This is a genomic window from Polaribacter sp. 11A2H (assembly GCF_011379025.1).
Classification (GTDB): Bacteria; Bacteroidota; Bacteroidia; order Flavobacteriales; family Flavobacteriaceae; genus Polaribacter.
In genome coordinates, this window is the sequence record NZ_WTLD01000002.1 from 283,913 (window position 1) to 298,235 (window position 14,323).

Sequence of the window (14,323 nt, forward strand, 5' to 3'; positions counted from 1 at the left end):
AGGTTTACTTTTTCGAATAAATAAAATAATGTCTGTAATTTTAGGCTAAAAATTCTTGAGATATTTTATCTGTATGTTCACCTAAACTTGGAGATCCTAGGGTTGATGTAAAATACTCACCATCAATCTTTATTGGACACCTTGTTGTCTTATACTCATATCCATCACCCATTCTTACATTCTGAATCATGTCTAAAGATTTAAATCCATCTTGATTAAAAAGTGTTTCCCAATCCATAACATTAGCACACCAAATGTCTGCTGGCTCTAAAATTGAAAGCCAATGTTCTGTAGTATTGGTGTTTAATTTGTTGGCTAAAATCGTTTTTATTTCATCACGTTTTGTAAACCAACTTGCTGGTTCTGGATACTCGGCTAATTCATTGCAACCAATTAATTCTCCAATAAAAGGAATAGAGCCCATTGCTAAAGCGAAATAGCCGTTTTGTGTTTTATAAACACCATAAGGAGCGCCTAAATAAGCATGTGCACTATTACTCTTTGGACGAACAGTTGGTTCTCCTCCATCATGATAAAACGTGGTAATAGATTCAAATTGAAAATCTATAATAGATTCTAACATGCTTACAGAAATTTTTGTACCGATACCTGTTTTGCCTTTTTTAATTAAAGCAGCCAAAATACCTTGTACTAAATGAGAGCCAGATAAAATATCTGCAATAGCAATTCCTACAGGTGTAGGGCCACTTCCATCATTCCCATTTAACCAGGTTAAACCAGATAATGATTGCACAAGTAAATCTTGTCCGGGTTTAGATTTCCAAGGACCTTCATCTCCATAACCTGAAATATTTCCATAAACAATTTTTGGATTTATTTTTTTAATAGTTTCATAATCAAAACCCAAACGTTCTACAACACCAGGTCTAAAATTATGAACTAAAACATCTGCTTTTGCAATCAATTTTAAAACACGTTGTTTATCTACTTCGTTTTTTAAATCTGCTTCAAAACTTTCTTTATTTCTATTAACAGCTATAAATAAAGGAGATTCATTATTCATCTTTAGATTAGAAACATGTAATTGACGACTAATGTCTCCAGTTTTAGGGCGCTCTACTTTAATAACTCTTGCTCCCAAATCTGCTAAACGTAAAGTAGCAGAAGGTGCAGATAAAAACTGACTTAAATCTATAACTAATATATCTTCTAATGGTTTCATCCTATTTATAGATTAAATTCTTTAATAATTGCTTCTGTATTTTGTCCAACTCTTGGTGCTGCTTTTTTATTAAAAAGCCTTTCATCATTTAATCTTATTGGGCAACGTGTTGTGTGTATTTCTTCGCCAGAAATTAATGGTAATTTTTGATCCATTTTTAAAACATCATATGCTTCATGGTTCAATAATTTTTTATAATCAAAAACATCAGAACACCAAATTCCTTTAGGTTCTAAAATATCTAACCAATCTTGTGTGTTTTTTTCGATTAAAAAAGCACGAAGAACATCCATTATTTCATCTCGTTTTTCATACCAAGAATTGGGGTCAGAATAAGATGCTAATTGTGAAATGTTAAGAATGTTAGCTAAATTTGTTAAAGAGCCCATTGCTAAAGATAAATAACCATCTTTTGTTTGATAAACGCCATAAGGAGCGCCTAAATATGCATGTGCATTTCCTTGTTTAGCTCTATTTGGTTTTTGATTATTATCACTTAAATAGCCGGTAATAACCTCAAATTGAAGGTCTAGTGTAGATTCTAATAAACTCACTTCAACCAAAGCCCCTTTATTCGTTTTGATACGTTTTAAAAGACTTGATAAAATTCCATGAGCCAAATGTGTTCCCGTAATTAAATCGGAAACAGCAGCACCAACAGGAGTTGGATTATCATCTTTATCTCCTGTTAACTTTGCAAAACCAGACATCGCCTGAATTAATAAATCTTGACCTGGTTTTTTAACCCATTCACCTTCTGTACCATAACCAGTAACAGATGCATACACTAATTTTGAGTTTATATTCTGAACCGTTTTATAATCTAAGCCAATTTTCTCCATAACTCCTGGACGGAAATTATGTGTCATAACATCAGCTTGTTCTATTAATTTTTTAACACGATCTAAATCATCTGCATCTTTTAAATTTGCTGTATAAGATTCTTTATTTCTATTTACGGTATGAAATACCAAACTACTGCCATCTAAAAATAAGTTTTTTAAAGCAATACCTCTTCCTGCTTCACCAGAACCAGGTCTTTCAATTTTAATAACTCTTGCACCTAAATCTGCTAAACGCAAACCAGCAGATGGTCCAGCCATAAATTGAGAGAATTCTAATACTAAAATGCCTTCTAAAGGTAATTTCATAGTTATTCTTTTAATGATTTTAAATACAACTCATTTAAATCTTTTAATAGCTGTTGTTCATCTCCTCCATTCATCATATACTCTCTAATTGGCGCACCAGCTCTATCTTGAAAATACATATGACCATGATATCTTGGGCGTAAAAAAGCTCTATCTAACGCTGGTAAAGTATCTTTAAAGAAATTATCTGTTAAATCATTTGCACGCTTATCTAACCAAGCTTGTCTATGTCCTGGTTGACCTCCGTTATCAAAAAACACACCTTTTTGAGTTGCTTCTGAACCTACATATTCTACAAATTTACCAGCAATTTCTTGATGCTCAGTATTTGCAGAAATAGCTAATCCAGTACCTCCTAAAGTTGTTATTAATTTTTGATCATCAATTGCAACCATATCATGAAACTTTAAATGCTTTCTAGCATAGCCTTCACGAGAATAATTGGTGTAACCATAAGCGAAAGGACTATAAATATAATCGTCCGTTAAAGTCATTGCTTCATATACTTTAATAGGATTCCAGTCGTAATTTTCCTTTTTGATATTTTTACCAAGAGCTCTTAATATTTGAAGTGCTTTTATTCCTGTTTTTTCTGAAATAACTTCTTTATCAGAAGTACAAACATCTTCACCAAGTGTAGAGCAAATCATATAGAAACTCATTAAAGTATCTTGTGGGATTCCTGGAATTGCAACCATTCCTGTTTTTGACAATTCTATTAAATCATCAAAAGTTTCTGGGAATTTTAAATTTAATTTCTCGAACAAATCTGGTCTGCTCGCTGCAACAGGTGTAGCAGCATCAATAGCTAAAGCCCATTGTTTTCCTTTTATAGAATAACTTTCATGAGATTTACCAACAGTGTTTACTGCTAGGTCTTTTAAGTATTCATCTGATAAAAATTTATTTAATGGTAAAATTACTTCTGTTCTAGCAGCAAAGCCAGTCCAAGGATGGTCAATAATTAAAAAATCGTAGCGTTTTGCTAATTCATTAATTGGTTCATCTGCAAATGCTTGCAATGATCTTTTCTCCCAAACGATTTCAACATCTGGGTTTAATTCTGTAAAACGTTGGGCAGCGGCTACAATTGATGTAAATCCTCTACTGTGATTCCAAGTTATTCCTTTTAATTGTTTCATGTACTAATATTATTTGTTTTTATGGGTTACATGTGGCTTCCATTGAGTCATTTCCTATTGATTGACGTTAGTTATGGAAGGTTTATAATTTATTCGTAACTCATGTAAATTGTTCGTTTCTGTAAATACTGTTCGATACCGTAAACTCCATCTTCACCACCAATACCGGCTTTTTTATGACCAGAATGATGCCCTTGAATGTAGCCTACAATTTGTTTGTTAATAAAAATGGTTCCTATTTCAAACTCTTGAATAGATCGCATTATTAATTTATGATTTTCTGTATATAAATAAGCAGATAAACTATCATCTCGTTTATTTAATAATTCTTTAGCGTGTTCAAAACCTTTAATTTTAACAATTGGTAAAACCGGTCCAAACATTTCTTCTTGCACGGTTGCATCACCTGGTTTTACATTTGTTAAAATGGTTGGTTCATACCAATTTCCTTTTTCAAATTCTTTACCTTCTGGTCTTTTACCACCTAAAACTAATTCTGCTCCTTGTGCTATGTTTTTTTGAACAACTTCATCGATTCTTTTTAAGGCAGCAGCGCTTAAACTTGGTCCCATGTTTACATCTGTCATTGGGTTACCTACTGTAATTTTTTGAACTCTTTTTATTAATTTTTCTGTAAACTCGTCTGCAATTTTTTCATCAACAAAAACCATTTCATTACAAATACATACTTGTCCGCAATTTGCATAACGAGATATAGCAGCAGCTTCAACAGCTTTGTCAATATCAGCATCTTCTAAAACTATAAAAGGCGCTTTTCCACCTAATTCTAATACTAATCCTGCTACGTTTTGCGAAGCACCTTTGTAAATAGCTTGTCCTGCTCTTGTACTTCCAGTCATAGAAATTAACCTCGTAATTGGATTTTCTACTAATGCAGCACCAACAGTATGTCCATAACCAACAACCATACTAATAACTCCTTTTGGTAAGCCAACTTCATCAATTATTTTACAAAATTCAGATGCAGTTATTGGTGTTAATTCAGATGGTTTTATAACCATTGTATTTCCTGTAATTAAAGCAGGACCAATTTTCCTACCAATTAAAGCTAACGGATAATTAAAAGCCATTAAACCTACCGTAACTCCATAAGGAACTTTGTGTATAGTAAGTTGTTCGTTAGGTTGGTCTGAAGGAAAAATAGCACCTTGTATACGTCTTCCTGCTTCAGCAGAATACGTCATATATCTTATAGTATCATCAACTTCGTAACGAGCTTCTACAAGAGTTTTTCCTTGTTCCATTACCAGTAACTTGGCAAAATGCTCTTTTCTTTCTTCTAACTTCTCTGCAATTTTATACAAATAAGTTGCACGCTCTTGAGTTGGTAACATTTGCCAAGCAAATTGCGCTTTATCAGCAGCTTCTAATGCTTGTTGTACTTCGTCTAAACTACTCGAGTAAATTTCAGCAAATACTTCTCCATTTGCTGGGTTTTCTACATCAATCTTTTCTCCTGAACTTTTTTCAATCCACTCTCCGTTAATGTAACATCTGTATACTGTTGTTTCCATAAATACTATTTTTAGTTAAAGATTGCTTTTCTTTTTTCTACGAAGGCTTTTAATCCTTCTTGTGCATCTGGAGTATCATACAATCCATCTGCTAATTGTGTCTCTAATTTTAATCCTTCTTCAAGAGAGAGCTCTATTCCTTTATGAACAGATTCTTTAATGGCTATCATTGCCAATAATGGTCCTTTTGCTAATTTTTCTAAATAAGATTTAGATTGCTCTTTAAAATTTTCTTTAGCATATAATTGATTTACCAATCCAATATCAAAAGCTTGTTTTGCTATGATTGGTTCTCCTGAAATTAAAATTTCTAAAGCTTTACTTTGGTTTACAATTCTGATTAATCTTTGAGTTCCACCATTTCCTGGCATCAATCCTAAATTGATTTCTGGTAACCCTATTAAATATTGACCATCACTTGCCAAACGAATATCGCAAGCTAATGCCAGTTCTAAACCACCACCTAAAGTATGACCATCTAATAAAGCAACTACTATTTTAGGGCTTTTAGAAATTTTGTAGGCTACCAAGTTGGCTTGTATAACCATCTTTTTGTTTTCAGCAACAGAATTTTGTTGAAAAACCTTTACATCTGCTCCTGCACAAAAGAACTTTTCTAATTCGCTTTTTATGGCTATTATTTTTACATTGTTATTACGATTTGCTTCATCAATAATTTCTGATAAAGAGGTCATAAAATCAAGGTCGTAACTGTTGGCTTTTGGTTTGTTAATAACGATATAGCCAACTTTGTTTTCTATTTCTAGTCTAATTTGTTTCATCTTATTTAAAATTGATAGATTTTGTTTACTTTTAAATTGGTAAGAGTTGATTTTTCTCCACTTCTCCAAACCACTTCTACTTTCTCAATTACTTTCTCTTTTCCTAGACCAAAATGAACAGTATTTAAAAAGCTTTGAGCATGAGAAGCACTACTAGAACCAATAAGTTTGAATTGTTTTCCAATTTTTGTTGTGATGTAAACTTTAGCGCCATAAGCATCTACATTAGATTTAGAATTACCAACTCTAAATAGGGCATAATTGTTTACAGAAACTGTTTCGTTCTCGTATAAATGCCATTGTCCATTATCATCATCTCCACTTAAAATATCTATTTTACCATCTAAATTATAATCGAAAGTTGCCCCCATATCTCCATGAGATTTAGATGGAATATTGTTTGCTCCATGTGTTAAAATAGATTCAAACTCTAAGTTTCCTTTATTTTTAAAAATCACGTCTTCACTTCTTTGGATTAAACCACCAAAACGATATAAGAAGAAATCATTAAAGCCATCGTTGTCAAAATCTCCTGTAGTTATTCCCCAATTGTTTTCCAAGCTTTCTTTAGGCAAATGTTTAGACCCATCTATAAAATGAGTTCCTTCATTAATCAACAAAACATCTGGAACACCCAAGTCTTGAGGAGTCCAATCTGGTACTACTTTTGTAACACCAACAACAGATGCTCTCACATCCCATGCTAAATTGGTTTTTAATAACCATTCTAAACGCCATTTTCCTTCACCCAAATAGCCTAAGTACCATCCGCTTTTGTCTAAATTTTCGGGAAATCCATTCGCTTCATTTTGCGTTACTTTTTGAATGTCAAAAGGCATTTTATGTTCGGTTTTAGAACTTCCAATAAACAACGGAATACTTGGTTTTTCAGGGCCTCTAGGAAAACGATAAAAATCGGAAAGTTGTATAGCTGCATCCGCATAAAAAGTTATACCATCATGACTTTTGTTTCCTTCATCTCTTAAATCTAATCGTTTCAGTTTTTCATCAAAAGAAATAGAATTATTTGCAATTTGATAATAACTTTTACCTCTTGCTAAATAATAATCTAAATCACCATCATTATCTATGTCTGCCTGTGCAGCAGTACTCATCTGGTCTATATTCTGTAACTCTTTAGGTAACCATTCTTTAGATAAGTTGGTAAATGAAAAATCGTTATTTCCTTTCCAAAATTCTGCGGCAGCATAAGGAGAAAATGTTAGTAAATCTAGTATTCCATCATTGTTAAAATCTGTAATTAGTAAACGTTCTGCATTAATTTGTTCAAAAGCTTCACTCTTTTTATAAGTAAATGTTCCGTTTCCATTATTTTCGAATAATAGATTTCTTGGAATTTCTTCATTGACCATTTGTTCTGCATTAATTTGAAGAAAATCTAAATCACCATCATTATCTAAATCTATCCATCTTACAGAACGACCACGAGCTCCCATTTCTGATAACCCAGTTTCTTCTGTAGCATCCACAAATTTCCCATTATCATTACGTAACAAGCGTTGAGGTTGTGGTGTTGACCCGTTTCCGCCTCCTAAAGAAATTAGCAAATCTAAATCACCATCTTTATCATAATCACCTGCAGCCATTCCATGTAAATCTGCTTTTGGGAAAAGCCCTTTTTGTTCTTTAAAAGTATTGTTTTCTTGTGCCCAAAATAATTGAATAGGTGTGTTGTCATGATTACCTAAAAGTAAATCATATTTTCCATCATTGTTGATGTCTGCGATAGTTGGTCCGCCATATTTCCAGTTTTTTTCTGTATTTAAATGGACTTCTTTAGTTACGTCTATAAATTTTATAGGATTGTTTTTCTCTTTACCTTTATTACAACTGATAAGAGAAATTAATAGAAACCCAAGGGCTAATAATTGTTTCGATTTTGTTTTAAGTAAACGTTTCATTTTTTAATTACTTTTTTATTTTTTTACCAAACCTTCTTGTATATAAATTTGAATTTACTTCTTTTGCTTTTTTAATCATTGGTGGATAAGGAATATCTGTATTAGAGACAAAACCTACATTATAATTTTCACCATCGTGGGCTCTACCAGTAAGTGGAGAATCTAAATATTGAAACCAATGTACTCCTACAAAATATGGGTTGTCTATTGCAGAGTTTGCATAATCTGCCCACATATTAGCTCTATCTTTTTGATCTGCTGCATGAACTAAACCAGAATGAAATAACCCAGAATCTGGTGCTCCCATGTGAAATTCTCCAATAATGGTTGGCATATCTATTTCTTCTAAAAATTTCCAGTACTTAGTACCAATACCTTCTTTGTAATGATTGTAACTAAAAACATCAACATATTTAGCTGCAGATTCACGAACTTCTTTTGTGATTCCCCAAACAGCAAAACGACATCCCATGTACATATAGTTTGGCATTTTATCTTCTAAAATATCATGAACAGTTTTAAAATATTTGGTAGCAAAAGCTGTGAGCATTACAGAAAAATCTGCCACCATACCTTCAGGAAATTCATTTTGTTTTTTATAATCAACACCTTTTTCAAGTTCTTTCCAACTAGCTATATTTGTTTTCCAAGCTTTATTTAAGTTTCCAATAGTTTTGTGCTTAGTCTTTAAAATAGTCATAAACTGTTGCTTTAAATAGCTATCTTTTCCTTTAGATAAACCATCTAAAACCAATCCATAATGTGCTTTTGTAGAACTTTCATTCCCCCAACTTCTTTCGTTATCAACAAAAACACCCATACACCAAGGATTGTTTTCGACTTCTTTAGAAACAACATCAATTGATTTTATTACTCTTCTTTCAAATTCTGGATCGAAAGGATCTGGCATTGGTCCCCAATAATCCGAACCAGAATATACCTTTTGAAAATCTCCAATAATCCATCCGTTAGCAAAATAAGGTAAGTTATTTCTGTGATAAAATGCTGGGTCAATCCAGTTTCCAAAGGACGTGAATCCCCAATTACGCATTCTGTTTTCTGTAACTTCTAACCATTTATCAAAAAAAGAATTTTTGCTTGTTTCTCCATATCTACGTTCTAAGTTCGCTCTATAAAAACTATATGTTTGTCCATGTTCTATAGGCCCAAAATGAGATTCTCTTCTATAACTATAATGATTAGCTAGAGCATCATCAATTTTTGGTAATTCAAGAAACATGTCATTTCTAAGTTTATTAACTACATGAGCTGTTTTCATGGTTTCTGTAGGTATTTCTATAATACCTTTAGAGTCTTCAGGAGTTACATCTTCCGGGTCTCTATGATATAATTTTTCATCTGTATAATCGATACCTGTATACGTTGTAGTGTTTGCCATACGTACATTTGCTAAACCAATTGAAAAATATAAGTAACCTTCTGGATCTATTAAAGCCCATTTTCCATCAACTTTTTCTTTTCTAAAATAACCCGTTGCATCTAATTTAGGACCATCTTTCCATCCACCATATTGGCTTCTATCTGACATTAACGTATATTCTGCTAAAGATTTTAATTCTACATCAGCAATTTTCTTTAGTTCTTCATCAGAATGTACTTTTATAGGGAAATCTCTTTTTGCATTTTGCCCAAATTTATCTACAATTCCTTTTAAAAAATTTGGATCTCTTTCTGGGCTTTCTACAATTCTAATATTATCAACTAAAATAGTTTTGTCTTTTAAACCTTCTAATCTAAAAAAGTCTATTCCTGCTATTTCAGAAAAATCCATATTATATAGAAGTCCACTAATTTTCATATGAGTTGCTTCGGTTTCCCAAGCTTTAGGAGTATCTCTTAAACCACTATTTATGTCAGTTTTATTTGAGGTGAGTTCAAAGAAATATGATTTGAATTCACCTGTATCAATGTTTGTAATTCTTCTTACTCTTTCTCCATTTCCGTTTTCGGCATAAACTGTTAAAAAAGTAGTTTCGTCCCCTAAACTTTTAGCATCAAAAACTAAACTATATTTTTTGCTTTTATTTAATTTGAAATTATTTTTCGGTGTTAATTTTACTCCTGTAATTTTTTCATCTTTTTTAAAGGAAATTTCTAATGCATGATTTCTATTATTTTTAACAATTTTGTGACTTCCTTTTATGTCAATGAAATTGTTATTAATGTCTTCTTTTTCGAAATCTAAAAACAAGATATCTGATTTTGAACTCCAAACTTCATTTTGTGTAGTTTCTTTTTTACATGAAAAAAATACCACAGAAATAAATGTTAACATTAACAATTTTCTGACAGTTTTAAAAAGATTGTATTTTCCCTTCATATTTGCTTTGGTTTAATATAATTATAGAATTTAGTGTTGTACAGATACAACTTGACAGATAGTGTTAATCTTTTGTATTACAGTGTGTAATAGATTGTTATTCATGTTTAAAACTATTCTCTCTACAAGTAAAGAAATTTATATTAATAAAGGAAGTGTTTTAGGTGTTTGTACAGTTTAATTCTAGTGAAAAGATGAGTTTTTTAATTGATATAATACTTAGAATCGGCTAATTTTCATATTATTTATAAAAAAAAATAAATTTTAAAAACTTGGTGTTTAATAATGTTAGTTATTTTTTTTCGGATGATATCTTTGTAAGTATTCAAGACCCATTGAAGTACATTTTTATTGTTTTAGACCTCGTTCAGCACATTTTTCTGCATTTCGCGAAAAGCTTCATTTCGTAAAAAAAGCTTCTCTAAAAAAGTCTTGGACACAATTCATAATTCTCGCTTTCCATTTCGTTACCCATTCTGCTACCGCTGAATGGTGCACTTCATTCCTGAGCAAAAATTATGAATGCCTCCGCTACATAGGAATATTATTTTATCATTTGGAGCCACTTCCTATGTTTTTGTACTTCACATAGATATCTCGATTAAAGTCCAGACCTCACTATTTCTTCCTTTTTTGACAGCAAAATACCAAGATTTTGAAGTTGAACAGACTGCATAAACCGTTTTGCTGCGCCTCACTTTTTATAAGTCTTTCTCAATTCAAAATAATGAAAATGTATCAGCAACAAAAAAAGGAAACAGCGAAGGCACTATGGGAAGTAAATCAAAATGAAAACTTATGAAATCATACAAAAACATCAAAAAGGAAGCGGCACCAAAAAAAACAAAAAAGGAAAACGCTCTAGATATAATAAGTAAATCACTTCAAAAAAAAATAATAGCAAACTGTCTGAATAGTTCAGATAGGGTTTAATTAATCTTTAAATATATTATTATGAGCACACTAAAAAACAAAGTACAGTTAATCGGGAATGTAGGAAATGTACCCGAAGTTAAGACCCTAGAGGATGGGAAAAAAGTTGTTAATTTTTCATTGGCAACGAATGAGTTTTATAAAAACTCAGATGGAGAAAAAGTACAAAATACCCAATGGCATGCTATTGTAGCATGGGGGAAAATTGCTGAAATAGTTGCGGAATATGTTGGCAAAGGAAAAGAAGTTGCAATTGAAGGTAAATTAACGTCCCGTTCTTACGAAACCAAAGAAGGTGAAAAACGATATGTTACGGAAGTGGTAGCAGATGAAATTCTATTGCTTGGTATCAAAGGAGAAAAAGACAATTTGAAATCAATTCACAACTAATTAACAGTTCCTTCCGGAGTAACTATGCTTGTGATTGCTCACGTAAAAATACAATTTGAAATCAATTCACAACATCTTAGCTGATAGTGATCGGTTTATTGCTCTTGTGATTGCTCACGTAAAAATACAATTTGAAATCAATTCACAGTAAGTCATGAAGTTTAAAAAAAAAAATAAATTTAAAAAGAGTATGTATATAGAAATAAAGAGGTTATTTTTTTTTAAATAAGAATATTGACACAAAGATGTCTTGTTTTGAATGCTTATTATAGCAATTAATAGCTTTTAAGGTAATTTGTATTGTTCTACTATGATGAGTAAAAAAAATCAATTTGTTGTACCTATGTTGTACCTAAACAAAAAAAGTCAAGATATAAATCTTGACTTTTCGTACTATACTTGTAGCGAGAACGGGATTTGAACCCGTGACCTCAGGGTTATGAATCCTGCGCTCTAACCAACTGAGCTACCTCGCCATGGTTTTGAGGCTGCAAATATAATAGAATTTTACAAACTGGCAAGAACTGTTTTAAATTTTTTTTAAAAAGAATTAATAACTATATTGTCAACCTAAGAAAATAATAATGGATAAAATAAAATTCGAACTAGAAATAGCTATTCACGCATCGCCTCACATGTTGTATCAGTACATCTCATCACCTTCTAATTTGCAAGAGTGGTTTGCAGATAAAGTGAACTCTAGAGGTAAAGAATATAGCTTTACTTGGGAAGGAGAAGAAGAGATTGCAGAGTTAATCACAAAAAAAACAGATGATAGAGTCCGTTTTAAATGGGTAGAGAGTGAAGGAGATGACAGTTATTTTGAAATTAAGATTCAAGTTGATGCATTAACTAAAGATGTTTCTTTAATTATTACAGATTTTGCAGATGATGAAGATGAAGTAGAAGAGTCAAAACAACTATGGGAAAATCAGATAGATGAATTAAGACACACAATTGGAGCATAGGTTTTAGTATGTATTGGCAGCACAGTATTATTCAGTTAAAAAACGTTGCATTCTTTGTGGTTTAACACATATTATTAAAATATAAAACTCAACATTATTGTTGAGTTTTTTTATGCTAAAATATTTTAAAAAACATTAATTTTGCAACTCTAAAAAAATGTATTTATGATTAACTTTAATGGAGCGTTAATAAGTCCAGAAAATATAAAATTATCATCAGAAAATAGAGCTTTTAAATATGGTGATGCCATTTTTGAAACTGTAAAAGTGATGCATAAAAAAGTAGTTTTTTGGGAAGATCATTATTTTAGATTAATGGCCTCTATGAGAATGTTACGGATGAAAATTCCTATGGAGTTTACGCTAGAATTTTTAGAACAAGAAATTTTAAAAACAGTTGCAACTCAAAAGGATGCAAATACGTATAGAGTCCGATTAAATGTTTTTAGAAAAGACGGTGGTTTGTATACACCTAAAACCAATAAAATAGATTACACTATAGAAGCTACCGAAAGCTCTTATCAGATAAAAGAATCATACTCTTTAGATGTTTATAAAGATTTTTACAATTATTCAGGGCTTTTATCAACCATAAAAACCAATAATAGAATGCTGAATACTTTAGCTAGTATTTTTGCTGATGAAAATGATTTAGACAATTGTATTTTATTAAATGAAAAAAAGGGAGTAGTAGAGGTTACTAATGGAAATATATTTGTAATTAAAGGAAATGTTATTAAAACGCCTGCACTCTCTGAAGGTTGTATAAAAGGGATTGCCCGTAATAAGGTAATTGAGATTTTATCTAAAAATAAAGATTTTACGCTAGAGGAAACGTCAATATCACCTTTTGAAATACAAAAAGCAGATGAAGTATTTATAACAAATGCAATTATTGGTGTACAACCAGTTACTGGTTATAAGAAAAAAGTGTTTACTACGGAAATAGGAAATAAAATAGCAGGTAATTTAAAAGTATTACAAATTACAGGTATTTAATTTAAATTGAAATCACTAGGAGCGTTTGCCCAAAGCTTATAATTACCTCCTTTTTGTAATAATTTATTTTTCCAGAGGTTTTCATCATCCATAGAAAAAATATTTTCAAAATCATTGTCACCTACAAACCAAGAATTTTGATTCATTTCTTGGTCTAGTTGTTCTTTTTCCCAACCAGAATATCCTAAGAAAAAACGAATGTCTGATGCTTTTAGGGTGTCATTATTTAATAAGTCTTTTAAACACTCAAAACTTCCTCCCCAAAATATTCCGTTAGCAACCTCTATACTGTCTGGTAGGAGTTGTGGTACCTTATGTACAAAGTACAAGTTATCTTGTTCTACAGGGCCACCTTGATATACCGGGAAATTACAATCAATTTCTGGCAGTAAATCATTAATAGTATACTCTAAAGGTCTATTTAAAATGAACCCAACAGAATTACTTGAGGTATGTTCTGTTAATAAGACTATAGTTCTATTAAAAGCGCTATCATTTAAAATAGCTGGTTCTGCAATTAATAATTTTCCTTTATTTAGTTTCAAATTTTTGATTTAAAAAAGATATGTTAAATATAATAAAAAAAAGCATAAAAAAAAACCCTCTTAAAAAAGAGAGCTTTTTATATACTTTAAAACTATATGTTTTAGTTTACAGCGTCGCTTAAACCAGCTCCAGCTTTAAATTTAGCTACGTTTTTAGCAGCAATTTCAATAGTTTTTCCTGTTTGAGGGTTTCTTCCTGTTCTAGCAGCTCTGTTAGAAACAGAGAATGTACCAAAACCAACTAAAGCAACTTTATCACCACCTTTTAAAGCAGAAGTTACATTGTCTGTAAAAGATTCTAATGCCGCTTTAGCTGCTACTTTAGAAATTCCTGCATCAGCAGCCATTGCATCGATTAAATCTGACTTGTTCATAATAAATAAATTTTTTAATATTAATTGAATATTTTTTGCTTAATAGCTTAACAAATAT

General features: G+C 31.3%; 13 protein-coding genes and 1 tRNA gene. 4 read left to right on the plus strand and 10 right to left on the minus strand.

Translation table 11 applies throughout. The features are described from left to right. Window positions 1-40: 40 nt before the first annotated feature. The 7 genes from GQS58_RS03520 to GQS58_RS03550 all read right to left on the minus strand — a co-directional run bounded on the left by GQS58_RS03520 (window position 41) and on the right by GQS58_RS03550 (window position 10,011). Complete coding sequence (locus GQS58_RS03520; RefSeq protein WP_166382912.1) at window positions 41-1,183, minus strand: CaiB/BaiF CoA transferase family protein; 1,143 nt, start codon at window positions 1,181-1,183, stop codon at window positions 41-43. 5 nt (window positions 1,184-1,188) lie between these two features. Continuing rightward, the gene (locus GQS58_RS03525; protein ID WP_166382914.1) at window positions 1,189-2,334 is read right to left on the minus strand and encodes a CaiB/BaiF CoA transferase family protein; all 1,146 of its coding nucleotides are present in this window, start codon (window positions 2,332-2,334) and stop codon (window positions 1,189-1,191) included. A gap of 2 nt (window positions 2,335-2,336) precedes the next feature. Then, the gene (locus GQS58_RS03530; protein ID WP_166382916.1) at window positions 2,337-3,476 is read right to left on the minus strand and encodes an ABC transporter substrate-binding protein; all 1,140 of its coding nucleotides are present in this window, start codon (window positions 3,474-3,476) and stop codon (window positions 2,337-2,339) included. An 89-nt stretch (window positions 3,477-3,565) separates the two neighbouring features. Next, entirely contained in the window at window positions 3,566-5,011 is a 1,446-nt protein-coding gene (gene aldA / locus GQS58_RS03535; protein WP_166382918.1) for an aldehyde dehydrogenase, read from the minus strand. 11 nt (window positions 5,012-5,022) lie between these two features. Further along, complete coding sequence (locus tag GQS58_RS03540) at window positions 5,023-5,793, minus strand: enoyl-CoA hydratase/isomerase family protein (RefSeq protein ID WP_166382920.1); 771 nt, start codon at window positions 5,791-5,793, stop codon at window positions 5,023-5,025. Window positions 5,794-5,798: 5 nt separating this feature from the next. Further along, entirely contained in the window at window positions 5,799-7,715 is a 1,917-nt protein-coding gene (locus GQS58_RS03545; protein WP_166382922.1) for a CRTAC1 family protein, read from the minus strand. A gap of 7 nt (window positions 7,716-7,722) precedes the next feature. Next, entirely contained in the window at window positions 7,723-10,011 is a 2,289-nt protein-coding gene (locus GQS58_RS03550) for a beta-galactosidase (RefSeq protein ID WP_240914555.1), read from the minus strand. An 843-nt stretch (window positions 10,012-10,854) separates the two neighbouring features. Between GQS58_RS03550 and GQS58_RS17280 the strand changes: the two genes are divergently transcribed. Both GQS58_RS17280 and GQS58_RS03555 read left to right on the plus strand, forming a co-directional pair. Continuing rightward, window positions 10,855-10,989 (plus strand): hypothetical protein, encoded by a 135-nt coding sequence (locus GQS58_RS17280; RefSeq protein ID WP_262887948.1) that lies wholly within the window; start codon window positions 10,855-10,857, stop codon window positions 10,987-10,989. 21 nt (window positions 10,990-11,010) lie between these two features. After that, a complete protein-coding gene (locus GQS58_RS03555; RefSeq protein ID WP_166382926.1) occupies window positions 11,011-11,379 on the plus strand; it encodes a single-stranded DNA-binding protein in 369 nt (122 codons plus the stop codon). Window positions 11,380-11,781: 402 nt separating this feature from the next. On the opposite strand, the gene GQS58_RS03560 is transcribed toward GQS58_RS03555, so the two are convergent. Continuing rightward, a tRNA-Met gene (locus GQS58_RS03560) sits at window positions 11,782-11,855 on the minus strand. A 108-nt stretch (window positions 11,856-11,963) separates the two neighbouring features. On the opposite strand from GQS58_RS03560, the gene GQS58_RS03565 reads away from it, so the two are divergent. Next, window positions 11,964-12,347 carry an START-like domain-containing protein gene (locus tag GQS58_RS03565; RefSeq protein WP_166382928.1) on the plus strand — a complete coding sequence of 128 codons (384 nt, stop codon included), beginning with the start codon at window positions 11,964-11,966 and terminating at the stop codon, window positions 12,345-12,347. Window positions 12,348-12,512: 165 nt separating this feature from the next. After that, window positions 12,513-13,346 carry an aminotransferase class IV gene (locus tag GQS58_RS03570; protein WP_166382930.1) on the plus strand — a complete coding sequence of 278 codons (834 nt, stop codon included), beginning with the start codon at window positions 12,513-12,515 and terminating at the stop codon, window positions 13,344-13,346. Here GQS58_RS03570 and GQS58_RS03575 read toward each other — a convergent pair. After that, complete coding sequence (locus GQS58_RS03575; protein WP_166383234.1) at window positions 13,343-13,900, minus strand: YqgE/AlgH family protein; 558 nt, start codon at window positions 13,898-13,900, stop codon at window positions 13,343-13,345. The two genes, GQS58_RS03570 and GQS58_RS03575, sit on opposite strands and share 4 nt — an antisense overlap. 92 nt (window positions 13,901-13,992) lie before the next feature. Next, window positions 13,993-14,265 carry an HU family DNA-binding protein gene (locus GQS58_RS03580; RefSeq protein ID WP_068449845.1) on the minus strand — a complete coding sequence of 91 codons (273 nt, stop codon included), beginning with the start codon at window positions 14,263-14,265 and terminating at the stop codon, window positions 13,993-13,995. Window positions 14,266-14,323 lie beyond the last annotated feature (58 nt).